Here is a 24,007-nt window from a genome sequence, read left to right as displayed (position 1 = left end):
TTTATTAATTATTAATAGAAGATCTACTGACACATTAACCCCTCTACCTCTGATTGATTATTGTAATAATTTATCTAAGTTTAGTAAGGTGAACAGCCTTTTCTCTATTTTAACAACACCTCGGATATAATCAGTTTCGATTCCCCCTATTACTTCTGGTGAAGGTTCAACTTTTTCAAAAGGAATATCAATAACATCATTAGCTCCATCGACAATAAATCCTACTTCTAAATTCTCTTTTGAAATAACCAGAATACGAGTAGCGGCATCATATTCCTTTTCTTCTATACCGAACCTTTTACGTAAATCAATAATCGGAGTAATAACACCACGTAAATTCATTACACCCACTACAAAAGAATATGTACTCGGAATTCTCGTAACTGGTTGCATTCTTTCAATTGATTGAATGTAGTCTATTTCTAATGCATACTCTTCATCTTTTAACTGAAATATAATAACTTTCATCTCTTTCTTTGTAGCTGTATCATTTGACATTTTTTGTAACCCCCCTCTAAATTACTTAATTAACGCATTGGTATCAACGATGAGAGCAACTTGTCCATTTCCTAGAATCGTTGCTCCTGAAATCGCAAAGACTTCCTTTAAGTAATTTCCGAGTGATTTTAGAACAATATCATGTTGACCAATTAAAGAATCAACTACTAACCCAGCTACTTTATCGCCTTTATGTACAATTACGAGTGAATAAAGTTCTTCCTCTCCCCACTCTCCAGGAACTTCAAAAATATCTTTTAAAAATACAAGAGGAACTACTCTCCCTCTAAAGTCAATTACCTTTTGATTGTGAACGCTATAGACGTCGTTTTTATTTACGATAGCTGTTTCTACAATTGACGATAGTGGAATTGCATATTTTTCATCTTTTACTTCAACGAGCATTACATCAATAATTGATAATGTTAATGGTAGTTGAATTGAGAAAATAGAACCTTTACCAAGTTCAGAATTAACGGTAACAACTCCACCTAATGATTCAAATGTATTACGAACAACATCTAGACCAACTCCACGTCCAGATACATCAGTAATCTTTTCTGCAGTAGAAAAACCAGAAGCAAATAAAAGACCAAATACTTGTTGATCAGTCATTTTCATTGCATCTTCTTCACTTACGACACCATTCTTTAATGCCTTATCAAGTATTTTATCACGGTCAATACCAGCGCCATCATCTTCTATTTCAATGAAAACATTGTTCCCACTATGGTATGCCTTTAAGCGCACCGTGCCCTCTTCTGGTTTCCCTTGAGCTAACCGCTTGTCAGGAGTTTCAATCCCATGGTCAATTGAATTGCGTAATAAGTGAACCAGTGGATCACCAATCTCATCAATAATTGTTCGATCTAATTCCGTCTCAGCACCGATAATTTCCAAATTCACTTTTTTATGTAAGTCCTTTGAAAGATTACGAACCATCCTAGGAAAACGATTAAAAACTTGTTCTACAGGCATCATTCTCATATTTAATATGATTTCTTGTAGATCTCCTGAGATTCTTGACATCCGTTCAACTGTTTCATTTAGTTCATTATTTCGTAATTCACTAGCAATTTGTTCAAGACGCCCACGATCAATAACCAACTCTTCAAACAAGTTCATTAAAACATCTAATCGCTCTATATTCACGCGAATTGTTTTGTTTATTTCACCTTGAGCTTTCTTCTTTGCAGGTGGTTCTTTTTTAGTTGTAATATCATTAGCTGGCTTTTCTTTATGCTCTGACATTTGCTCCGTACTTTGTTGTTCAACGGGTACTTCTTCTTTAGAATTCGTTGCTATTGTTTTCACATCAAACGGTTGAATTCGTACATCTGTCACTTCAGAAACTTTTAAGATACGTTGCTTAATTTCTTCGTCCATTGCTTTTGATACAATCGTTACAAGAAAATGATTATCAAAATTTTCTGCTTCCAGATCCTCAGCATTTGGGGACGATTTGATCACTTCTCCAACCTGTTCTAATACGTCAAAGACCATAAAAACACGGGCCGCTTTTAACATAGCTCTCTCATCTAGCGTTACTTTAATCTGATATGTAGAATAACCTTGTTCAACTGATTGCTCAAGTACCGTTGCTTCAAATTCATCGTAATCTTCCTGTAACTCGCTAAGTTGACTAGAATCTACAGGTGGGTTACTTGGTTCATCACTCGGAATATTTCCATTCTCGATTCGTTCTAATTGAGAAACAACTTCACTTACATCGCGTTTTCCATCACCACCACTAGCAATATCTGTCACCATCACTTCTAAGTCATCAACAGCCATAAACACTACATCAAGAACTATTGATGTGGCATCAAGTTTATTGTTACGAATTAAATCTAATACATTTTCCATATTATGAGTTAGATGGGCAAGGTCTTCAAACCCCATCGTCGCGGCCATCCCCTTAAGTGTATGGGCAGATCTGAAAACTTCACCAACTATTGATAAATCGTCTGGCGACTGTTCTAACTTTAGTAAGTTATCGTTAATTGCTTGTAAGTGTTCTTGACTCTCATCAATAAAAACATCTAAGTATTCCGCATTTATCAAGTCATTCACCTCTATAGAGTTCTTTACTCATCCACTACTATTCTGAGCTTTTCTCCATAATAGCATATATTTATTATAATTTAAGGTTAAAAAACAGGAAATAAGAAATAGTTTCATTGTCTCATGTTTTTTTTCATGAAAATCTCAAATTCAGCTCTCGTTAATGGTTTCGAGTAAAAATAACCTTGCACTTTATCACACTGATTTGTAATTAAAAATTGTAATTGTTCACTTGTTTCTACCCCTTCAGCTATTACTGAAATGTTAAGAAAATGGGCTAAATTTATAATCATTGAGATAATTTCTTCACTTTGTTTTCCTTTCCCAATATTTTTCACGAAGGTTTGATCAATTTTCAATTCTTGAATAGGCAATTGGTTTAGGTATTGAAGCGAGCTATAACCTGTCCCAAAATCATCCAAACTAATTTGCACACCCAATGTTAATAAACGATTTACAATGTGTAAAGTTCGTTCAATATCAATCGTTACACTCTCGGTTATTTCGATTTCTAATAAATGAGGAGGTAGCATAGATTGTCGCAAAACTTCCTCAACTACTTCGACGATATTTTGTTGCAGAAACTGACGTAATGATAAATTAACGGACATTGGCACTTCTGGGTATCCTTCATCAATCCAACGCTTCTTTTGATAACAGGCCTCTTGTAATACCCATTTTCCGATTGAGTTAATCAAACCTGTCTCTTCAGCAATTGTCATAAACGAATCAGGACTAACCACCCCTTCTTCTGGGTGTTGCCATCTTAGTAGTACTTCTTCTCCGCAATATGTATTTTCACTTGTCTCAAATTGAGGTTGGAAGAAAAGAGAAAACTCATTTCTTTCTAAAGCTCGGCGCAAATCATTCTCAATATAAAATTTTTCATTAAGATGGACTCTCATCTCACGATTAAAAATCTCGCAAGTGTCACTACCAACTGTCTTTGCTTGATATAATGCAGCATCTGCTGACCTTATCAGTGACTCCGCATCTTCCCCACTCTGAGGAAATACAGAAACACCGATACTAGCTGTCAAGGTAAATTCATAGCCGTCAATAACAATAGGAGCTCTAATACATTTTAGTAGTTTCTCTGTTGTTACTTTTACTTTACTTAATGAGTGCATCTGTGGAAGGATGATAATAAATTCATCGCCTCCAACTCGTGACATGATTTTTGTTTCTCCTAACTCTTCTTTTAAACGTTTAGCTATTATTGAAAGAGCACGATCACCATAAGAGTGGCCTAAAGCATCATTGACAAGTTTAAACCTGTCCAAATCAACAAACATAACTGCAATTTTTTCTTCGGCCTTTTTGGCCTTTTTAATTTCTTTCGTTAGTGCCTTTGTCACATAACGGCGATTAGGTAAACCTGTTAGATTATCTTTAATTATAGTTTGATCTATTTTTGTTTCTTCAGAGATGTTTTTGGCAATGCCAATTAACCCTTTAAATTTCCCTTTAGCCTCAATTAATTCAATGGTAACTTTTACAGTTAGCTCATTCGAATGAAGTTGAGTTAGCTTACCTTCAAACGTTAAGGGAGTTCCAGCTTTCATAGTTTCTGTAATTTGAGTTAACTCTAAATTCGCTGTAGGTTGAATTAGGTCCGTAAATTGTTTCGTTAACAGCTTGTCTTCATCGTAGCCTGATAATTGTGTTAATCCCCGATTCAAACATACAAATTTCTCGTCTAGATCTAATATAAAAATTGCGTCTTCACAATATGTAAAAAGAAAGTTTATCTTTTGCTCAATCTCATTAAATTGATTATCAACATCACATTTTTTCAATTTGCTCACTTCCTATTCATGTGCTTAGCCAACAAACTCTAGCCTGTAACCAGATATGCATTACACCTAGTTTACAATAAAACAACTTCCTCTTATAGCTTATGCTACAAGAGGAAGTTGCCTTTAATTCTTATTTAGATTGAAAACAAGTTGTAATTGATGGAATAACTGTTAATAAATGGTGTTTATCATCAAATCCATGTGGATTTATGTATATTCCTTTCATACCGAGAAGGATAGCTGGTGCGATCTCATTAATAAAGTTGTCACCAACGGAAACAGCTTCCGATGCATCAACCTTATATTGCTTCAATAACTCATTAAAGATCGGTGTCGTTTGAGCTGGCTTCTTTGCAGATGTTACAACGTGTGCAAATACATGATGCAAATCTAACTCCTTTAATAACCGACAAACATCCTCACGATCACTATTGGTTACGAGGACAATTTGCGTCATATCTTTTAAATTAATTAATCCTTCTTTTAGTCCCTCAAGCCTTTCAAGTGTAAATTGCTCGGTAACCATGTATTCCTTCGTTGCTAAATAACTGGGGTAACAGTCTTCTACTCCGTAATGCTTAGCTGCGACATAGGGCAACCACCACCCATCACCAATTGCAATCATATCTTTAAAATTAAACTCTAGAGTACGTGAGTATAACTTTCTTACTTTTTTTTCCTCAACCTTGGTACCGTCCCAACAATGGGCCTCAGAAACCATTAACGTCATTGGATCAACTGTCAATATTAAATCTTTGTTAACATCGTAAGCTTTTCCGATTGATACGATATGGTTCCCATTTTTCATTCTGTCATAATCGTCTATATAGCTCTTCTTTGCATGTTCTGGTACGTATTGCTTTAATAGGCTAGCATAAAAATCAAAATGATCCGTGCCTTCGTATAATGTTCCGTCCAAATCAAAAATAACTAGTTTATAGTTCGCGAGCATCTTTATCTTCCTTTCCACCTATGCAATAACAGCAATCGAATTTTAACCGGTAAATTATATTTGTGAAGTTATTTAATTTATAGAGATGCACGTTGTTAAAGCTTTTTTAACTAGTAGAGTAAATAAACGCTAAATCTTATTTTGTGGAATTATTATTCATTAATTCATTCCTAAGCCTCTTTCTATACAATAAATACAAATAGCGTATTATCTATGAAAAAAAGCGAGCAGAATTCTAGTCTGCTCGCTTTTTTAACTAATTCTGTACTATAGACACATACTCTGCTTTCGTTGCTTGCTTCGTTCGCAGTAATTGAATCATCCGTATCGCTTGTCTAACAGCTTCCTCTTCCCTTTCTTTTCTCTCTAACGTATGAACTGGATTATCTTTATCACGTAACACAAACAACGACATCGTATCGATTTGATTTCCAGTTTCTTGCTCATAAGCTAGCTTATAAAGGTAGAGTTGTGACCAATAGAGATCCATTAATTCACTTCCTGAATCTTTGAACCGATTTGTTTTAAAATCAACTATATGATATTTTCCTTCTTTTTCCGTCACCTTATCTATTTCACCAATGATCTCAACGCCTTCAATTCTAGTTGAAAAAGACCATTCGTTTGCAACCGTTTCTCCTAGTAGCTCTTTTACCTCATCGTTGTAGCTTCTCATTAACTTCACCATTTCAGCTTCGTAATCAGGAAGTTCCTCACCAAACTCCTGTTCTTCACGCAGCGCTTCTTTTATTGCGAGCTCATTTGTTAGCCCGCTATCGCGAAGCTCACATGCCCGGTGAACTAAAGTACCTAGTTTTGAAGGATCAATCCCTATTTGCCTTTGTTCTACCCCAGTTTGGTTAACTAAGTCAGTAAAATCAGGTAAACCGATGACATGCCGATCGAAATAGATAGCTGGATCTTTTATGAAAAGCATCACTTCTGATACTGACAATGTTAATGGGGTCTCTTTAAGATCGAGTCGTTTCGGAATTGTATATGGTTTAGCAGTAACTTGTACTTGCTCTTGATCTTCACTAGGTTCTCTGTCATCAAGTTTGTCTGCTAAGCTTGTCTTTTCTAAAGCATCTTCTGTTAAAGCAAGCCAAGTATAGGAATTTTTAGATTCTTCCCCAAGCATAAAGAGATAATCACGTGCCCGTGTCATCGCTACGTAAAATAAACGCTTTGCTTCTTCTCTTGCTTCTAGATTAGCTCGTTCTTTGACAAGAGGAAATCCTGGCGTTTGATAAAAAGTAGACTTCTCCCCTAGTTCAAGCGCCTCTTCTTCCAAGTTCAGCACAATCCCCATATCTGGGTGAAAGCGAATACTTCCTTTGTCTCCTTGAATGGCTCTATCAAGTTGAGGTAAGCAAACAATTGGAAATTCGAGTCCTTTTGAAGCATGAACAGTCATAATTTGAACTACATCACCATCTATACGTTCTACTTCCGATTCTCCTTCTTTTTCACTTAGAGCAATTCTATCTTCTAATTCTGACAAGAGTGTCTCTAGATCGGTTTGCTTACTATCAACAATCGTTTGAATGAGTTTCTCAACATTTCTTACTTTTTGCAGCCCGTTCTTCTGAAGCAATAAAGCACTACGCAAGCCTGTTTCCTTAAAAACCTTCCCTAACGAATGCTCAAGTGATTCCTCTGTACGAAACGGTGTCCACTCTAACCAACGATGCAGCTTATTGCATGCTTCTTGAACCTGTGCTGGAAGGCTACTAAAAGCTTGATGGGCTTGATCATAAACAAGATGGTAAAGTGACTCCGTCTCACTTAATCTTGATTTAAGAGTTAAAAAGTCGTCAAACGTCAGCCCACAAATTGGACTTCTTAGAATCGCCAATAAATGCAACTCTTCAAATGGACGATTCAACCACCTTAAAAGTGTTAAAAAATCTAGAACTTCTTGTCTATCATAAAATCCAATTCCACCACTAACAACATAAGGAATTCCTTTATTTATTAATGATCGCTCAAGTGAGAGAAGCTGGGATCTAGCTGGAATTAAAATTGCTATATCTCCAAAGCTCGGTTTCATCCACTCCTCATTATGAAATACCTTTGGTCTTCCTGATTCAATCATCTCAACAATTCGATTTGCTAGCGTACCGTAAGAAGAAGTTTCTCTCTCTTCATCCTTCTCAAGCTTGACTAATTCCACTCTTTTTTCCCCGACAGTTTCACCAGGACGATTGGCTTTTAAAGGAGCATAAACAGTCTCATAAGATTCTTTTCTTTGCTTCACCATTGCATTTGAAAACAGCTCATTCACTGCCTCAATAACCGGTTCTGTCGTCCGGTAGTTTTGATTCATTAAAATAACCTCAGCATTGTTTAACTTCGTTGCTAACTCTTCTCGTTCGTTCATTAAACGTACATTAGCTCCACGGAAGCGGTAAATTGATTGTTTTTGATCCCCTACAATAAATTGAAAATCTGGTTCAATTCGTTCTAACATCTCAAGCTGCAAGCGATTCGTATCTTGAAATTCATCAACCATCATGTGACGAAATTGTCTCTGACAAGCTTCTTTAATGGCTTTATTATTAAGAAGTGCAACAGCTTTTTGCTGTAAATCTGAGAAATCAAGCACCCCTGCCATTTTCTTTTCATAGCTATAACGTCTTGCAAACTCTTGAAGTAGAATGATTACTCGTTCTAAATATTGCTTTGTGTCATCGTCAATTGTAACTTCTCCACCAACGTTTTCCCAAAGGTCTTTTAATGGCTTCCAATGCTCTACATAGAGTTCATATAATGCAGGTGCTTTTTCACTCCAACGTTTATCAGACTTTGAAGGCATTAAACTCGCTACTTGGTTTATATAATCATTAGGGTCTTTTTTAATCGAAACTGTCGAAAACCCTTCGGATATTCTCTCAATATGTGCCCGTTGTGCTTTCGTTAACTCATCAACTTCCGGAAAATCCTGAATGCACCTACGCGCTTCTTTATCAAACTTCTGAATTAATGTTACTTGTTCTATCTTTTTAGCTTCAGTTTGTTTTTTTATCATTTCGTCGATTTGCAGCGACTCAATTGTATTTACGCCAACAACAAATTCACTAATATCATTAAAAACTTGTTCAATCGATTCAAAGACTTGACGTTTACTCATGATTGTAAGTAAAGGTAAGGCGACTTCATGATATTTTCTTTCCTCAAGCATTTCTGTCATGATCGCTCGCTTACGGCTTCTAGCCTCAACATCATCAATCACACGACTCCTTGGTACTAAATCTGCTGCCATAGCATGTTGAGAAAGAAGTCGCTGACAAAAGCTATGAAAGGTCGAGATATTAGCGCGTTCTATCGCTTCCTTTTGTTCGTTCCAAAAGAGACGTTCGTACTCCTCTTTTCCGTGCAGTTCTTTTTCAGCTAAACGTTTACGAATTCGATCCTTCATTTCTCTTGCTGCTTTTTCTGTAAATGTGATCGCGACAATTTCCTCGACTGTTGCACCGACAGGGTGATTCGGGTCTTGTAATCGAAGTTCACACAGATGAATAAATCGCTCCGTTAACACTCGCGTTTTCCCTGAACCTGCTCCAGCTGATACCAAAATTAATGATTTGTCACTCGTAATAGCCCTTAATTGAGCATCATTAAATTTCATGTCTCTCCTCCTCAGGCTTATCCGTTATCGATTTGCTCGCTCTTTCTTCTCATCCGTGACTCGACACACCGACTTATACGGACAAAAACTAGAACATTCCAGTGGCTCTACAGGGAAATTAGTTTGCATGCCTTCCCATAATTCCGTAATACGTTCCTTTAGTTCATGCTCAATTAAAAATTGCTCCGTCCCAAGCTGATCGTCACGATTTCGGCAAGCTGATGATACAAAGTAACGTGACGATTTTCCAACGTGTTCGTTACGCCACATACCATTTCCTGCTCGTTTACTAGGCTCCTTGAGAGAGATATAGGTTGCTCCGTCTGCTTGGACAGTTGTTTGTTCGTTACGTTCAAGTTCCTCGCGAATGGCAAATGCATATAATGGTAATTGTAATTTCAATCCAGACTTAACTTCATCAATTTTCACACTAGCATGGCCAGATTTATAATCATATACAACGATGGACCCGTCGATTCGATCAACACGGTCTGCTTTACCTGTTAAAACCAATGTCTGCTTTTGCGACAATGGCAATTCAAACCGAATAGCTTTTTCAATTTCCATAATTTTCATTTCTGATAACTGTTTGTTATCCCAGAAGTGTTTCCGTTCTGCTTGCCACCATCTTCGTAAACGCCTTTGCCATTCTTGCTTTGCTAATTTTAAATCAAACCTTGAAATTTCCGGACTTTGTTTTTCAATAGTCTCCCATTTTTCCTCGAATAACTCTACAATCCGAGCGGGGATGTGAGTCACTTTCTCCTTCATTTCTGCAAATGACTTATCGACTGCATTAACCTCTGTATACACTTCTTCAATAATAGAGTGCATCATATCGCCTATCTCAAGCGGTGATACTCGCTCTTGTATCGACGCTGGTTCTGATACTTTCAGGACTCGCTCCATTCCATATCGAAAAGGACAACGCGCATAACTTTCTAGCGCCGTTACGGAAACCACCGGCTTTAATTGTTCTTGCTGGAAATAAGAGACGCGCTCCTCTCCCTTCTCTAAGCGCTCTAATCTATGTTGCATTTGTTCAATCTCATAAGGTGGTTGTTCGACTAAGTAGCCTTTGCCAAGGTGATAAGCTATTTTCTCACGTTCATCGTCAACAGAAAACGAGTATTCACGACTCATTCTTCCTTCCCATGTCCACATTTTTGTTTCATTTATGCCTTCTAGTAGAGTTGACGGTAATAAAGGATGGTTAGCATCGATTCCTTTCATATATGTGAATGTAATTGAACTTGCAACATATGCTAATTGCTCATAATATGCTTGTTGTTTTAAGCGAAAATGCTCTTGTGTCGGCGCACTAAAGCGAACTGGGCTATCAAATAGATCACGTTCATGAACATAACCACTCAAATGATGGGGGGCAGGAAATGCTCCCTCATTCATTCCTACTACATACAGTTTTTCTCCCTGAAACAAGCTAACATCACGCCATGTATGAATCGTAATCCCTTGTTTAGATGCTCTCTCTTTAAAGATGTGCAATCGATCGCCAATTGAACTCATCCATTCAACAAATAAATCATGGGTCATCTGTAACGATTCTAGGCCTTTGTCTAGCAAAAGCTGTTCGTACTTTTGCAAATGTACGTTGATTTGATCTAACGCCTTGTATTCATTCGCCATTTCTTTTAATAGATTTACATTATCTATTTTTGAAAATTGCTCCTGCCAATATGCTTGAAATGGTAGCTGTTCTATCAAGTTCCGTAATTGTTTAAGGTACGCAACAAACGAATCACTCTTCTTCCATTCAAGGCTATTTACTTGTTCAAATACGTATTGATGTTCCTCATATAACCAGTTACCCGAATTCAAAAACTCTTGCTTCTGTTTTGCATATTGCAATCCAGTAACTTGATACAGCCGTAAGATTAACTCTACTAAAGGAAGCTGTTCCCATTTTGACTTCGGCTTTCGATTATTACGTAAAGCTGCTAGCAATATAGAGTGAACCGAAGTCGTTGACAGCTTTCGTTTTTTCGCTTTGTCTAGAGGAACACCATAAACATTGGCATACTTCTCCAATTCATTAATGCCATTCTGCTCATCAACAACTAATATCCCTACACGATCATAGGGCTGATCGGACTGACATATTTCTTCAAGAATCCCCCTCCACTGCTCTTCGTTTGTAGACGAAGCAACTAGTTCAACATGCTTGAGCATTTTTGTTTGCTCTTTTTCCTCACGCCTATCAGTAAATCCTATCGTTGTTAATTCCTGTACTGTTTGGTCAACAATATCAAAGCCAGTATGATTTGGTACGTATATCTCTAGCGTAATGCCTGCTTTTTTTAACGCTTCAATAAATAATACTTGTAAAGGGCTAAAGTCGTAATATCCATCTATCATGATAGTAGACAATTTCACATCTTCAGGTTTTTGCTCAAGCAATTTAATTGCACGTAAAATAATATTTTCCGGATCCAATAACGTTCGAGCATTTCCAACTTGTTCTTCATAACTTTTAAATAAGTGTTGTAATGGTAATAGAGTATTTGGTATATCGTTAACTTCAAGCCCTAATCGTTTCACTTGTCCATACGTATCTGCATAAGCTCGAGCTTTTCCAGAAATAATCTCTTCCCCTCTTATCGTCTCTTTTTCCTTTACAAATTGTAAAAAGAAAAGAGTTCTCTCTTCTTCAGATAGTGGGATGTAGGAAATATTGGCTTCTGATAAGATGAAACTCGCAACATCATCAAATGTTGTAATTAACAAACCTGGTTGCTTTCTTCGTGCCTCATGCAACCACTTTTGCGATGGAAGAACATAGAAAACCTTCCCCTCTCCTTCCTTAGTAAGGGCAAACGCTCTTTTTAACCGTTCTTTATTAGCTACCTGTTTGACATGTGTACTATAAACAACGTGCTGGCTCATACCTTCCTCCCCTTACGCATATCTAAATGATCAATCCCATCTAATAGATAAACTTCAGACACTGCTTGAAAACCGAATGACTGATAAAATTCCAATAAATAATTTTGCGCATGAATGAGGATGCTCTGCTCCCCCATCTGCGTTTCTAAAGTTTCTATTGACTTAGTAAGTAGAGCTTGTCCCCATCCATTCCCTCTTGCATTTTCTTTTACGATGACTCGTCCGATAGATGCATCATCAGTTGCGACTATTCCTTTTTGAAATAACCTACTATAAGCAACAATCTCTCCATCTTTTCGACCGATTAAATGGAGAGCCTTCTGATCTTTGTCATCAAGTTCTTGGTATGGGCAATTTTGTTCTACTACAAAAACCTCTATACGTAAACGAATTATTTCATATAACTCATCTATTGATAAATCAACGAATTTTTTAACCGTCCAGTCCATAAAACATTTCCCCCTAAAATTATCTTCTGTTATTTTATCATCTTCCACGTATCCAATGAAAATGAAATGGTACAAGGTTGCGTCTAAGGACATCGCTATGAAAAAGGTGGAAATATACACAATTTCCATCATATAAATATGAGGAATGTCAATAAAGGTGGGATGCTATGTCAATTATAACGGGTAAACAATATATTGATCGAATTGATTCATTAAATAACGAGGTTTGGATTGAAGGAGAAAAAGTGACAGGTAAACTTTCAGAGCATTCAGCTTTTAAAGGAATACTTAACAGCAAAGGAGCTCTTTATGACCTCCAACATACTCAGAGCGCCCAGCCTTTACTCACACGATTAACAACTGATCAAAAGGAACGCTATAACTTTGCATTCGAGCAACCAACAACACTCGAGGCATTAAAGAGGCGACGCGAAGCCACTCAACTCTGGGCCAGAGAAAGTGGTGGGACCATTGGACGTTCTCCTGATTATATTAATACAGCGATCATGACACTTGGAGCTTCTTCCTCCTTTTTTGATAGGCGTTTTAAAGAAAACGTTAAAAATGTGTATCAATATGCTAGTAAAAATGAGTAGCGACACAAGGTGGGATAACAGATGAAGTACTCGTCTTACCTGCAGGTGGAAATTCTATTGATCCGGCGTATGTTTACGCATTTTCCCTCCCCTCGAACACACCTGGTTTCCAACAGAAAAAGATTTTCATTCTCCGATTGGCCCTGATTTAGAGCAATATTTACAAGCAAAAGAAGCCCCAACTAAAGAACGTGTCCAACTGTTTCGTTTAGCATGGGATCTAACTATGAGTCCATTTGGTTCTCGTCAAACTCAGTATGAGCGTTATTTCTTTGGCGATCCTGTTCGTCTGTCGTCTTCGCTCTACCAATCTTATGACAAGATTGAATATGTTGAGCAAATCACTTCATTTTTAAACCAACATAAAAATCAAAAATAGAGGTTAGCTCAGAAACTGGTAACACGGAGGTAATAGCTCAAGACACGTAGCGATCCCACTAAATGCTTTGAGGATGTCCCAAAAGGCTTCACACCTTTTGGGACATCCCCTCTCTTAAAATACTATTACTCGAAGACCTAATAGGACCACAAGGATAAGTGTAACAATCAAGATTCCCCAGTACATTGTTGCCTTCGAACCAAGCGTTCCCTTCTTTGTCCGAACAAGAATCATTTCCATAGCATAAATGAGCACAACTGCAAGAATTCCTTTTACAACATACATCAGTGCAAATCCTTGATTAAATAGGAGAACAACTCCAGAGAAAATCATAATGACGTAGAATAAACGCAAGATCATATGTAGAATTTTACCAGCTTTATTCACATTAGCTCTTATTAGAAAGAATGTGATCAAAAACAATACTAGAAAAAGCCACCATGAATCTGCATGTGCATAGTACATTCCAACAAGCAAGATAATACCTCCTTCTAAAATTAACATTCTTCCCCATTATAATCGATAAAAGCTAAAAATAATAACAATCAGCTGTAAACGACAAAGAAATTTTAATTTCCATTTATTGTCAAAAAGATTCCCCCACTTCTGTTTTCATACATACTCCTCTGGAAGCCTCACATACTAAATGTAAAAATGAGGTGAGAAACTTGTTGCTGACACGAAAGATCTTGTCACTGATATTCACTTTCGCTCTGATCATGACAGGCTGTGGTATGAATGAAGGTGCAACCGAGGAACAAGCACAGACTGGAGTAGCTAGTATTGATAACATAGAAGAATTTGAACTTGAAGTTGATTTTATTAACAATGAAGAACTCGAAATGGACTTCAAAAATAAGAATGGCTCTAAAATGGCCGAAGTTGAAAGAAAAACTGCTGAAGGCAAAGACGTATCCAAGGGAGAAGTAGCACTTGCAGAAATAAAAGGGTTGCTGCATCAACTTGCTTTACAACCCAATACTTCCCCTGAAGAAGCACTCGCTAAGACACTAGATTCCCTGAACATTACAAGAGATGATATTCGTAATTTAGAATTAGAAGTTGATTTTTCTACAGGTGAAGAACTAACAGCAAATATGTAAATCTAATAATCCCGTGAAGGGTCGGTAGTGCCATCTTATTTCACGGGATTATTTTATTTTTTATATAGAGGCTAATTTAAATCAAAATGCTTACCATTCACTTCATAAACAACCCATTCTGCAATATTAGTAGCATAATCAGCTATTCGTTCAATATACCTTCCGATAAAGGCTAATTGCGTAATTTGATCAACCTCTATTTGCTCCTCTTTTAATTGAAATAAATCGCGAATTAATGCCCCGTACATAGCATCCACTTTATCGTCCATTCCAGCAATTTTCTGAGCTAGTAGAATATCTGTTTCTCGATATGCCTGTAACGATTTATGAATCATTTCTTGTGCTAATGAAAAGATAGCTACAATTTTAACCTGGTAGGGTAATAAACTATTTTGTTTTATTCGTTTAGCTTGTTTTGCCATATCAACGACTAGATCTGCAATTCTTTCTAAATCACTCGAAATTTTTAAGGCGACAATTAATTTTCTCAAGTCTGTTGCAACGGGCTGCTGTCTAGAAATTAACAATGTTACCTGATCGTGCAACCTAAGCTCTAATTGATTAATTTCAACATCCTGCTTAATAAGTTCTTCCATCACTTTGACTTCTGATGCTGCAAATGCTTTAATCATTCGATCCATTACATCTTCAACTTTTGTTCCCATCTCAAGGAGCTGATGTTTCACTAAATCAAGTTGTGAATGGAAACTTTCGCGAACAGCCATAAACATACACCTTCTTATCCAAATCTTCCTGTAATATAATCCTCAGTACGCTTATCAGTTGGATTCGAGAAAATAACATCCGTTTGATCGTATTCCACCACTTCCCCATTTAAAAAGAAGGCCGTCTTATCTGATATACGAGCTGCTTGTTGCATATTATGAGTTACAATAATAATCGAATACTCTTCTTTTAACTCTTGAATAAGCTCTTCCACTTTAAGGGTTGATTTAGGATCTAAAGCCGAGGTCGGTTCATCCATTAAAATGACATCCGGCTCAATTGCCAAGCAGCGCGCTATACAAAGACGTTGCTGTTGTCCACCAGATAAACCATAAGCATTTTCTTGCAATCTATCTTTCACTTCATCCCATATTGCAGCACCACGTAGGCTTCGCTCAACAATTTGATCTAATATGTTTTTATTTTTAATTCCATGAATTCGAGGACCATATGCGACATTATCATAAATTGACTTAGGAAAAGGATTCGGCTTTTGAAAAACCATTCCAACACGCGTTCGCAAATCTTCTACTTTATAAGACTTGTCTAAAATACTTTTGCCACGGTACATTATATCTCCTGCTATACGAACAATTGGCACTAATTGAACCATTCGATTTAGCGCTTTTATATAAGTTGATTTCCCACAACCTGAAGGGCCAATAATAGCTGTTACTTCTCGTTCAAATATAGGAAGATTAATATTTTTTAAGGCATGATCTTTTCCATACCAAAGGTTTAAATCCTTCGTTTCATACACAATCTCTCTTCCCATTACAGTACTTTTTACAGGGTTGCTCTTCTCATTGTACTCAACATTATCTTTTTGAAATAAAAGCGCCATGATTTCCCCTCCTGAAAAATTAGATTAATATCTTTGTTGAAATTTATTCCGTATGACAATAGCCATTGAATTCAATAAAAATAACACAACAAGCAGGACAATAATCGTTGCCGAAGCTAAGTAGGCATATTCAGCTACTAAAGCCGAGTCAAGCGTCCAATAATAAATTTGCATCGGTAACACCGTAAACCGGTCCATAATCCCACCCGGAAATGGAATTAATAATGCTGGAATTCCTATTACCACAAGAGGAGCTGTTTCTCCAATCGCTCGAGATAAGGATAAAATGGCACCTGTCATGATTCCAGGTAACGCAGCAGGTAAGACGATGTTTTGAATCGTTTGCCATTTGGTTGCTCCCATTCCAAAAGATGCTTCACTTAATTGTCCTGGTACGGCACGAATCGCCTCCTGACTTGCAACAACGACAATTGGCAACACTAAAAGTGACATCGTTAGCCCCCCCGCTAGAATGACATTTCCGAAACCAAGCGTACGAACAAACACGGTCAAACCTAAAATACCAAATACAATTGAAGGTACACCAGCTAGGTTAGAGATATTTGTTTGAATAAATGAATGGAGTCGGCCTTTTTTTGCATAACACTCTAAATAAATTGCTGTACCTACACCTAAGAATAGGGTGACAGGAGCAACAACAGCTATGAGCCATAACGTACCAAGTACAGCACCCATGATTCCTGCTCGCTCTGCATTCGTTGATAACTTCCCTGTTAGAAAGTCGACATTAATCCAGCCAATTCCTTGTGAAACAACGCGAATAATTAAAATAGTAAGGATGAGAAATCCGAACATTGTTGCGAGAAAAAATAATGATTTTGCAATAGTATTCGTTAGTAAACGTGTGTTCATTTTTTTTTGAACTTGAGCTGTATCCACGTATTTCATCTTAATATTCCTCCCTATACTTACGAGAAATATACCTTGCTAGTAAATTCATTAAAAACGTAAAAATAAATAATGTCATTGCTACAGCATACAAGCTGTAATATATCGTGGAACCAGCGGGAGCATCCCCACTAGATACCTCAACAATATATGCAGTCATTGTTTGCATAGATTGAGTAATGTCGAAAGTGAAGTTTTTGGAACTACCACTTGCAATGGTTACGATCATTGTTTCACCTATCGCCCGTGAAATTCCAAGAACGAATGAAGCAATGATTCCTGACATCGCAGCTGGCATAATTACTTTTCTAGTAACCTCTAGCTTCGTTGAGCCAAGCGCTAAAGCTCCCTCTCTCATTGAATTCGGTACAGAACTCATTGCATCTTCGGACAAAGATGCTACCATTGGAATAATCATAATTCCCATTACAATTCCTGGACTAAGGATATTTGTAGCTTGAAGCCCTGGAATAAATTCTCGTAAAATAGGTGTAACAAACGTAAATGCGAAAAATCCATAGACGATCGTTGGGATTCCTGCTAAAATTTCAAGAATTGGTTTGAATAATCTTCTTACTTTATCAGACGCATATTCGCTTAAATAAATAGCCGTCATCAATCCAATTGGAATTGCAACAAACATTGCAATGATTGAAGAGATAACCGTTCCCATAAGCAATGGCAAAATACCAAATTCAGGATTTTGACTAAGTGGTTTAAGGACCGTTCCCGTAAAGAAGTCTAAGATCGGAATTTCCTTAAAGAATGTTACCGTCTCAGTTATTAGTGTTAGGATAATTCCAATTGTTGTTAGGATTGAGATGGTCGCAATCGCTAATAGAACCTTTGGCACAATTTTTTCTAAAACATTGGTTAGACTTCTTGCTTGTTTTCTTTCATCAATCATTTCCCGAACGTTAACAGCGTTCCCTTTGTTTAAAGCGCTGTTTGTCTCCATCACTCGCGCACCCCTTTATCCCCGTTACTCGTAGATAATAGAGGGCGAAAAGCAAAAGGTTTATGCCCTCACCCTCTTCATTACAAAACGATTATTTTAAGCCTTCTAAAAACTCAACATATTGTTGTAATTCTTCTTCTGGTAACGGAGCAAATCCAGTTTCTCCAGCAAATTCATCTACATTATTCGCAACAAAAAGTGCAAAATCTAATACTTGCGGCTTTTCTTTGGCCATATCCACATTCAAGTACGTAAATACTGGACGAGTAAACGGGGCATATTCTGCATCCTCTCCAATTGTTCCTAGTGTTGGTTCGACTGGTCCATTTCCAAAGTCAACATTAACTGCTGTAAGCTGCTCTTGATTGTTCACATAATAACCAAAGCCAAAGAATGCAATCGCATTTTTGTCTTCTGCTACTAGGTTTACTAACGTCGAATATTCTTGTTGAAGGTTAACACCGTCTACTAAATCTTCTTTATCAAGAATATTTTCATAGAAAAATTCATACGTTCCATGGTTTTCGTTTGGTCCCATTGGGTTAATCTCTTCATCTGGGAATTCAGGACGTAAATCAGACCATTTCGTAACACCACCGTCATGTTTGAAAATGTGGATTATTTCCTCTTCAGTTAATTCAGTTGCCCAGTCATTTTCTTTGTTAATGACAAATGTTAAACCATCTAATGCTACTTTCATTTCTTTCACTTCAAATCCAACTGCTTCTGCTTCTTGCGCTTCTTCTTCTTTTATTTGCCGTGATGCATTATTAAAATCTGTACCGTTTTCTATTAGGAATCTACCGAATCCAGCACTTGTTCCTGCACGACTAACCTCTACAGATACATTTTCTTGTTCTTGATACATATACTCTTCAGCCACGACTGACATTAATGGATAAACAGTTCCCGATCCATCAACAACAACACTTCCTTCTAAAGAAGTTTCTTCTGCTGCTTTTTGTCCATCATTAGAATCTTTTTGCTCAGATACACTTCCTTCATTTAAATCCCCTGTTGACTCTTCACTTCCACATGCTGCTAACACTATCATTAGCATCGCTGTAACGAATAACAATAAAAACTTCTTCAATTCATTGTCCTCCCTTTTTCTTTTAAGTGAATTTTCTAAAGGTCTCTCCCTTACAATTGTAAGTATAGTAGAGGAATATTAAGGAGGTATGGTTGTACTGTTAAGCTTTTGTAAATGGAATTTACACTTCTTTACATACAAAAAGGGGTCCATTCTATATCAATTAGAATGGACCCCTTAGTTCTCCCTATTTTACTATTAATACTGGCACTTCTACTCGTTTGGCAATTTTATGGCTTACGCTACCTAGTACCATTGTTTGCAATTTATTTAATCCACGTGAACCGACCACAACACAATCATAGTTCCCTTTGTTAGCAAAGTTTACAATTGTTGGTCCTGGCTCACCTTGTATAATTTGAACCGTAAAGTCTACTTCTTCCTTCTCTAACAATTCTACAATTGGTGCTAGCTTTTCTTTACGCTTTTTCTCAATCTCATACTTGCTATTGTTCGTCAATACATCTGATTTCGATGTTGAGCCGTCAACTGAATAAATAACATCAACTTTTCCATTGTGTAACTTTGCTAAATTTGCTGCTTTCTCAGCTGCACGTACGGAATGTGCTGATCCATCAGATGCTAACAAGATTTTTTTGAACATATCGAGTCCCCCTCTGTAAAACACGTTATGACTTATTATAATCGTAATCAATTCACCAATTAATGTAAAGCGTATTCAATGAATCTACTTTTAAAATAAAAGAATGAAAGACAGAGGTATGCATCGACCTCTGTCTTTTAATTTTAGTGGCCTGAAGCTTTTGAGATTCCACCAATTTTATCTTTTAATTTTTCGCTCTCTGCATTCAAGCCAACATACTCGACTTTAATGCCATTTTGTTCAAATTTCCCTTCGATCTTATCTAATGCCCCAATCGCTGAGTCATCCCAAAGATGAGCGTTTGTTAAATCAATCTCAACATGTTTCACATCTTCCTTGTAATCAAAGTTATTTACTAAATCCGTTACAGAAGCAAAGAAAATTTGACCATGAATTTTATAGACTTGTTTATCGAGATTATTAATATAGCTCTTTTCTACATGAACCTTTGAAATCTTTGCAGCAAAGAAAATCGCACTTAATAGAACACCTGCAAATACACCGTATGCCAAATTATGCGTGATAACAACCGTTGCGACTGTAACAACCATTACGACTGCATCAGTACGTGGGAGCTTGTGAATGTTACGGACAGAACTCCAGTCAAATGTACTGAAGGACACCATAAACATGACCCCTACAAGTGCCGCCATTGGAATTTGAACGACTAACCCTCCGAGTACTAAGATTAAGAACATCAAGAACACACCCGCTACTAAAGCTGAAAGACGTCCTCTTCCTCCCGATTTGACATTGATAACGGACTGACCAATCATCGCACAACCAGCCATACCACCGAAGAAGCCTGACACGATATTGGCAATCCCCTGTCCACGACTTTCTTTGTTTTTATCACTTTCTGTATCTGTCATATCATCGACGATATTTGCTGTTAACAGTGATTCCAGAATACCTACAATTGCTAAAGCAAGTGAATAAGGGAAAATAATCATTAACGTTTCAAAGTTTAACGGAATTTGTGGAATTAAAAACATTGGCAAAGCTTGAGTTAGGTTTCCCATATCTCCAACGGTACGAAGGTCAAAACCCGCAAAAATAACAACTGCAGTAATGATGACAATTCCCGCAAGAGCAGACGGTACTACCTTCGTAATACGTGGCAACCCATAAATAATTACTAAAGTTGCAGCAACCAATGCATACATTAACCATGTTGCATCAACAAATTGCTCAAGCTGCGCCATAAAAATTAGAATCGCTAATGCATTCACGAAACCTACCATTACGGAACGAGGAACGAACTTCATAATTCTCGCAAGTTTAAAAACTCCAAATAGTATTTGTAAAATTCCTGTTAGTATTGTAGCAGCCAATAAATACTGCAAACCATGTTCGGCAACTAATGTTACCATTAATAATGCCATCGCACCTGTTGCAGCTGAAATCATCCCTGGACGTCCACCTACAAAAGCGATGACAACAGCAATACAAAATGAAGCATACAAACCGACCATTGGGTCAACACCCGCAATAATCGAGAAAGCAATTGCTTCTGGAATAAGTGCAAGAGCAACGACAATACCGGCCAAGACGTCAGCACGCACATTTCCAAACCATTCTTGTTTTATTGATTGAATGTTCAATCTAGCACCTCTTTCTTTTACTTATTTTTTGTTCGACTTTCGACTCTCACAAAAGTCGGGGTCCGTTATTAACAATCGTAATCTTATCATCAACACACCTTTTTTGAAAACCTTATGTAAGCGTCCATCATACTTTAATTTCTTCTGTTTATTACTATTTTCTCTCTTTTTCTCTTCTTTCAATAAATTTGTCATAAAATCGACCAAACTTAATGTTGCATAACACAAAATCAAGGGAATGTTTTGACTTTACTGGTTACTTTTCATCACTTCGTTCTTTCTCTTACATATTTTATAAAACTTTCTCTATGAACTTCCTTATCTATAATTTTACGAACAAAATAAGGATCATTTAACAAGCCATTTTCTCTATCTGAATCAATCCACTGTTTACTTTTTTGATTTTCCAATAACTCTTTATACCACTCTTGTTGATCTAACTCTTCCCAAAGAAGCTCTATATCAGGTTTCGCTTTTCTTACAATATATCTTTGTCCTATCTCAATGATCAGTGCGCCACATAACAAACACAATAATAATAAAAACAGCATGCATTTCTCCTCCACTCTCTATGCAACTTGTTAAACGGTAAAGCTACTATGGATTATTCTACTAGATCATTGAAAAATAGTTTATAAACAACTAGGGTTTTATGCTTGGAAAGTTTAGTAATTTCTTTTCCATGACAAAAAGAGCTATCTCAAAACTGAGAGAGCCCATTAGTATTAATTGACAATTTTTATATAACTTCCTATTTCGTTAACTGCTTTAATTGCTCATAACCCGTTCCCATTTCTAACTGCCACGGTATAATTGCCACTTGCTTTGATTGTTCTCTTATTACAAGATTGATCCACTTCGCCTCTGAATTAGAGCGAGCCTTTAAAATTGGATCAAGAGTCTGAGTTGTAGCAAAGCTTTGATTCACAACCCACCAGCTCGGGGTAATTCCGGCTCTTACAAGGTCTTCTTGCAAGCGTGTGGCCTCATGTACAGGTGTCGCTTCCGGGAGAGTAACAATGATCACATCTGTTTCATTCTCGTTTCGTAACCTTGGTAACAACTTGGATACTGCCACTGGAACATCTCCTGTCGTACGTTCCAACTCTTTATGATATGACTGAGCCGCATCTAATAGCAACAACGTATGTCCTGTTGGTGCAGTATCAATAACGACAAACGAATCCTTTGCTTTTTCTACCACTTCTGCAAAGGCACGGAATACAGCAATTTCCTCCGTACAAGGAGAGTTTAAATCTTCTTCTAAGTAAGCAAGTCCATCTTCATCAATCGACTCTTTCGCGTTTGATAAAACTTCTTCTTTATAAGCTTCTACCTCAGCTTTCGGATCAATACGACTCACCGTAATGCTTCCAACCTGTTTTCCTAGAACATTTGTCAGATGTGCAGCAGGGTCTGTTGTCGTCAAATGGACAGTATGACCACGTTCAGCTAGTCCAACTGCAATCGCTGCAGCAACAGTTGTTTTCCCGACGCCACCTTTTCCCATTGTCATAATCACACCTTCAGACTTACTCCCTACTTGATCAATAAGGTCTTTCATCGATTGAATATCGCCTGACAGTCCTTCTGAAACGTTTTCTGGTTCTGTCTGTTGATCGTTAAAGAGAGTCCGTAACGCTTCAACACCAGTGAGTTGATAAGGAACATAAGGAAGTTCATAGCGACTCATCGTTTTTAATAAAGCTGGAATATTCTGTAATGCTTTTTGTTGTCGTTCATAAAAAGCACTAGAGACGGGATCACCTTCGATAAACTGCTCACGCTTGCCATTAATCAAAAGAAGCTGATTTGTTAAACCAATTTCTTTTAACTCGTTTGCTGCTCGGCTCGCTTCTTTCAGTGCTGATTCATCAGGCCTTGATACAAGGACAAGAGTTGTCAACTCTGGGTTCGATAATGCTGTTACAGCTTCATTGTACAACTCTTTTTTCTCAGCTAGTCCTGAAAGTGGACCAAGACATGATGCCCCGTGCGTACTCTCTTTTAGAAAACTTGACCAAGCTGTTGGAAGCTGTAGCAAACGCAATGTATGCCCTGTTGGTGCTGTATCAAAAATGATATGATCATATGCACTAGTACGTTCTGGGTTCGTTAAGATTGAAGCAAATTCATCAAATGCTGCAATTTCCACCGTACATGCACCGGATAGTTGCTCTTCCATTTGTGCAATTACGGGGCTTGGAAGTTTATCACGATATGGACCTACTACTTTTTCACGATAAGCACGAGCTGCTTCCTCAGGATCAAGATTGATCGCTGATAAACCTTGAACATTTGAGATAGTTGTTTTTTCATAGCCAATTTCTTCTTCAAAAACATCTTGTAAATTCGAAGCAGGGTCAGTGCTGACAATTAGAACATTCTTTCCTTCATCAGCTAAGGCCACTGCTGTTGCACAAGCCGTTGAAGTCTTTCCTACCCCTCCTTTTCCTGTGAAAAATAAATAAGGGGTACTCGTTACGGAGTGAGGCTCGAAACGTTTATTCATAGTAGTTCAATTCCTTTACTTTTCGTCTCTTGCTTCGTAAGTTCATTAGCTGATACATTCGCCCATTCGGCAAATTCTTCATTTGTCGGATAACGACCTGTTGCCTTCACTTCACCATCGACGATGACAGCAGGTAGCGCATCGGTCCCTTTTGTATTTAATAATTCCTGTACCTTTTCTTCATCAATAAAAGCTTGAGGTTCAGAACCCAAATTATAACGAGTGATATCAACATTCTTTTTCTCTAATATAAAAACCGCCGTTGCGACACGCGTTAATTCTGGGTCTACACTAGGTCCACACACACCCGTTGCACAACACATAGCCGGATCGTAAATTCTAATTTTAGACATATAACCACTCCTTTACCGTAGTAAAGAGG

20 protein-coding genes and 1 pseudogene are annotated in these 24,007 nt (G+C 37.4%); 3 read left to right on the top strand and 18 right to left on the bottom strand.

Features of this window, described 5'->3' with window-relative positions:
- Positions 1–57 precede the first annotated feature (57 nt).
- The 7 genes from AC1FXZ_RS18785 to AC1FXZ_RS18755 form a co-directional block, all read right to left on the bottom strand.
- Complete coding sequence (locus AC1FXZ_RS18785; protein ID WP_480056515.1) at positions 58–498, bottom strand: chemotaxis protein CheW; 441 nt, start codon at positions 496–498, stop codon at positions 58–60.
- Between the two features lie 21 nt (positions 499–519).
- Positions 520–2,562, bottom strand: a complete 2,043-nt coding sequence (locus tag AC1FXZ_RS18780) for a chemotaxis protein CheW (RefSeq protein WP_480056513.1) — start codon at positions 2,560–2,562, stop codon at positions 520–522.
- A 113-nt stretch (positions 2,563–2,675) separates the two neighbouring features.
- On the bottom strand, positions 2,676–4,361 hold the full coding sequence (locus AC1FXZ_RS18775) for a putative bifunctional diguanylate cyclase/phosphodiesterase (protein WP_480056511.1): 1,686 nt from the start codon (positions 4,359–4,361) through the stop codon (positions 2,676–2,678).
- A gap of 130 nt (positions 4,362–4,491) precedes the next feature.
- Positions 4,492–5,313 (bottom strand): HAD family hydrolase, encoded by an 822-nt coding sequence (locus AC1FXZ_RS18770; RefSeq protein WP_480056509.1) that lies wholly within the window; start codon positions 5,311–5,313, stop codon positions 4,492–4,494.
- A gap of 256 nt (positions 5,314–5,569) precedes the next feature.
- Positions 5,570–8,944 (bottom strand): UvrD-helicase domain-containing protein, encoded by a 3,375-nt coding sequence (locus tag AC1FXZ_RS18765; protein WP_480056507.1) that lies wholly within the window; start codon positions 8,942–8,944, stop codon positions 5,570–5,572.
- Between the two features lie 24 nt (positions 8,945–8,968).
- Entirely contained in the window at positions 8,969–11,848 is a 2,880-nt protein-coding gene (locus tag AC1FXZ_RS18760; protein WP_480056505.1) for a PD-(D/E)XK nuclease family protein, read from the bottom strand.
- Entirely contained in the window at positions 11,845–12,297 is a 453-nt protein-coding gene (locus AC1FXZ_RS18755; RefSeq protein WP_480056503.1) for a GNAT family N-acetyltransferase, read from the bottom strand. Before AC1FXZ_RS18755 ends, AC1FXZ_RS18760 begins: the two co-directional genes overlap by 4 nt.
- 167 nt (positions 12,298–12,464) lie before the next feature.
- Here AC1FXZ_RS18755 and AC1FXZ_RS18750 point away from each other — a divergent pair, with 167 nt between their 5' ends.
- On the top strand, positions 12,465–12,893 hold the full coding sequence (locus AC1FXZ_RS18750) for a 4-hydroxyphenylacetate 3-hydroxylase N-terminal domain-containing protein (protein WP_480056501.1): 429 nt from the start codon (positions 12,465–12,467) through the stop codon (positions 12,891–12,893).
- Positions 12,894–13,002: 109 nt separating this feature from the next.
- Positions 13,003–13,272, top strand: a pseudogene (locus AC1FXZ_RS18745) (4-hydroxyphenylacetate 3-hydroxylase C-terminal domain-containing protein); the annotation flags it as partial.
- Between the two features lie 114 nt (positions 13,273–13,386).
- Here AC1FXZ_RS18745 and AC1FXZ_RS18740 read toward each other — a convergent pair.
- A complete protein-coding gene (locus AC1FXZ_RS18740; RefSeq protein ID WP_480056499.1) occupies positions 13,387–13,749 on the bottom strand; it encodes a DUF1516 family protein in 363 nt (120 codons plus the stop codon).
- A 194-nt stretch (positions 13,750–13,943) separates the two neighbouring features.
- On the opposite strand from AC1FXZ_RS18740, the gene AC1FXZ_RS18735 reads away from it, so the two are divergent.
- Positions 13,944–14,375, top strand: coding sequence for a YusW family protein (locus AC1FXZ_RS18735; RefSeq protein ID WP_480056497.1), 432 nt, complete (start codon positions 13,944–13,946; stop codon positions 14,373–14,375).
- 71 nt (positions 14,376–14,446) lie between these two features.
- Here the strand turns inward: AC1FXZ_RS18735 and phoU are convergent, their stop codons facing one another.
- From phoU to arsD, 10 genes are all read right to left on the bottom strand, one after another.
- Positions 14,447–15,100, bottom strand: coding sequence for a phosphate signaling complex protein PhoU (gene phoU, locus AC1FXZ_RS18730; protein WP_480056495.1), 654 nt, complete (start codon positions 15,098–15,100; stop codon positions 14,447–14,449).
- A 14-nt stretch (positions 15,101–15,114) separates the two neighbouring features.
- The gene (pstB, locus tag AC1FXZ_RS18725) at positions 15,115–15,876 is read right to left on the bottom strand and encodes a phosphate ABC transporter ATP-binding protein PstB (protein WP_480056742.1); all 762 of its coding nucleotides are present in this window, start codon (positions 15,874–15,876) and stop codon (positions 15,115–15,117) included.
- Between the two features lie 93 nt (positions 15,877–15,969).
- Positions 15,970–16,854, bottom strand: a complete 885-nt coding sequence (gene pstA, locus AC1FXZ_RS18720) for a phosphate ABC transporter permease PstA (protein ID WP_480056493.1) — start codon at positions 16,852–16,854, stop codon at positions 15,970–15,972.
- A 1-nt stretch (position 16,855) separates the two neighbouring features.
- On the bottom strand, positions 16,856–17,812 hold the full coding sequence (pstC, locus tag AC1FXZ_RS18715; RefSeq protein WP_480056491.1) for a phosphate ABC transporter permease subunit PstC: 957 nt from the start codon (positions 17,810–17,812) through the stop codon (positions 16,856–16,858).
- A 91-nt stretch (positions 17,813–17,903) separates the two neighbouring features.
- Entirely contained in the window at positions 17,904–18,905 is a 1,002-nt protein-coding gene (locus tag AC1FXZ_RS18710; RefSeq protein WP_480056489.1) for a phosphate ABC transporter substrate-binding protein PstS family protein, read from the bottom strand.
- Between the two features lie 187 nt (positions 18,906–19,092).
- Positions 19,093–19,509, bottom strand: a complete 417-nt coding sequence (locus AC1FXZ_RS18705) for a universal stress protein (protein WP_480056487.1) — start codon at positions 19,507–19,509, stop codon at positions 19,093–19,095.
- A 143-nt stretch (positions 19,510–19,652) separates the two neighbouring features.
- Positions 19,653–21,113: a SulP family inorganic anion transporter gene (locus AC1FXZ_RS18700; protein ID WP_480056485.1), complete on the bottom strand. Its 1,461-nt coding sequence runs from the start codon at positions 21,111–21,113 to the stop codon at positions 19,653–19,655.
- Between the two features lie 266 nt (positions 21,114–21,379).
- Positions 21,380–21,664: a hypothetical protein gene (locus AC1FXZ_RS18695; protein ID WP_480056483.1), complete on the bottom strand. Its 285-nt coding sequence runs from the start codon at positions 21,662–21,664 to the stop codon at positions 21,380–21,382.
- Between the two features lie 200 nt (positions 21,665–21,864).
- The gene (arsA, locus tag AC1FXZ_RS18690; protein WP_480056481.1) at positions 21,865–23,625 is read right to left on the bottom strand and encodes an arsenical pump-driving ATPase; all 1,761 of its coding nucleotides are present in this window, start codon (positions 23,623–23,625) and stop codon (positions 21,865–21,867) included.
- A complete protein-coding gene (gene arsD / locus AC1FXZ_RS18685; protein ID WP_480056479.1) occupies positions 23,622–23,978 on the bottom strand; it encodes an arsenite efflux transporter metallochaperone ArsD in 357 nt (118 codons plus the stop codon). The genes arsA and arsD overlap by 4 nt, the downstream gene beginning before the upstream one ends.
- Positions 23,979–24,007: the final 29 nt, after the last annotated feature.

The organism is Halalkalibacter sp. HAAS-P014 (assembly GCF_056619965.1).
This window is presented reverse-complemented; position numbering and strand designations above follow the sequence as displayed.

Bases quoted from the DNA above. Each gene is read 5' to 3' on its own strand.
- AC1FXZ_RS18770 (WP_480056509.1), bottom strand. From the start codon at position 5,313: ATGCTCGCGAACTATAAACTAGTTATTTTTGATTTGGACGGAACATTA.
- phoU (WP_480056495.1), bottom strand. From the start codon at position 15,100: ATGGCTGTTCGCGAAAGTTTCCATTCACAACTTGATTTAGTGAAACAT.
- arsA (WP_480056481.1), bottom strand. From the start codon at position 23,625: ATGAATAAACGTTTCGAGCCTCACTCCGTAACGAGTACCCCTTATTTA.
- AC1FXZ_RS18695 (WP_480056483.1), bottom strand. From the start codon at position 21,664: ATGCTGTTTTTATTATTATTGTGTTTGTTATGTGGCGCACTGATCATT.
- AC1FXZ_RS18705 (WP_480056487.1), bottom strand. From the start codon at position 19,509: ATGTTCAAAAAAATCTTGTTAGCATCTGATGGATCAGCACATTCCGTA.
- AC1FXZ_RS18760 (WP_480056505.1), bottom strand. From the start codon at position 11,848: ATGAGCCAGCACGTTGTTTATAGTACACATGTCAAACAGGTAGCTAAT.
- pstA (WP_480056493.1), bottom strand. From the start codon at position 16,854: ATGAAATACGTGGATACAGCTCAAGTTCAAAAAAAAATGAACACACGT.
- pstB (WP_480056742.1), bottom strand. From the start codon at position 15,876: ATGGGAAGAGAGATTGTGTATGAAACGAAGGATTTAAACCTTTGGTAT.
- pstC (WP_480056491.1), bottom strand. From the start codon at position 17,812: ATGGAGACAAACAGCGCTTTAAACAAAGGGAACGCTGTTAACGTTCGG.
- AC1FXZ_RS18755 (WP_480056503.1), bottom strand. From the start codon at position 12,297: ATGGACTGGACGGTTAAAAAATTCGTTGATTTATCAATAGATGAGTTA.
- AC1FXZ_RS18750 (WP_480056501.1), top strand. From the start codon at position 12,465: ATGTCAATTATAACGGGTAAACAATATATTGATCGAATTGATTCATTA.
- AC1FXZ_RS18765 (WP_480056507.1), bottom strand. From the start codon at position 8,944: ATGAAATTTAATGATGCTCAATTAAGGGCTATTACGAGTGACAAATCA.
- arsD (WP_480056479.1), bottom strand. From the start codon at position 23,978: ATGTCTAAAATTAGAATTTACGATCCGGCTATGTGTTGTGCAACGGGT.
- AC1FXZ_RS18785 (WP_480056515.1), bottom strand. From the start codon at position 498: ATGTCAAATGATACAGCTACAAAGAAAGAGATGAAAGTTATTATATTT.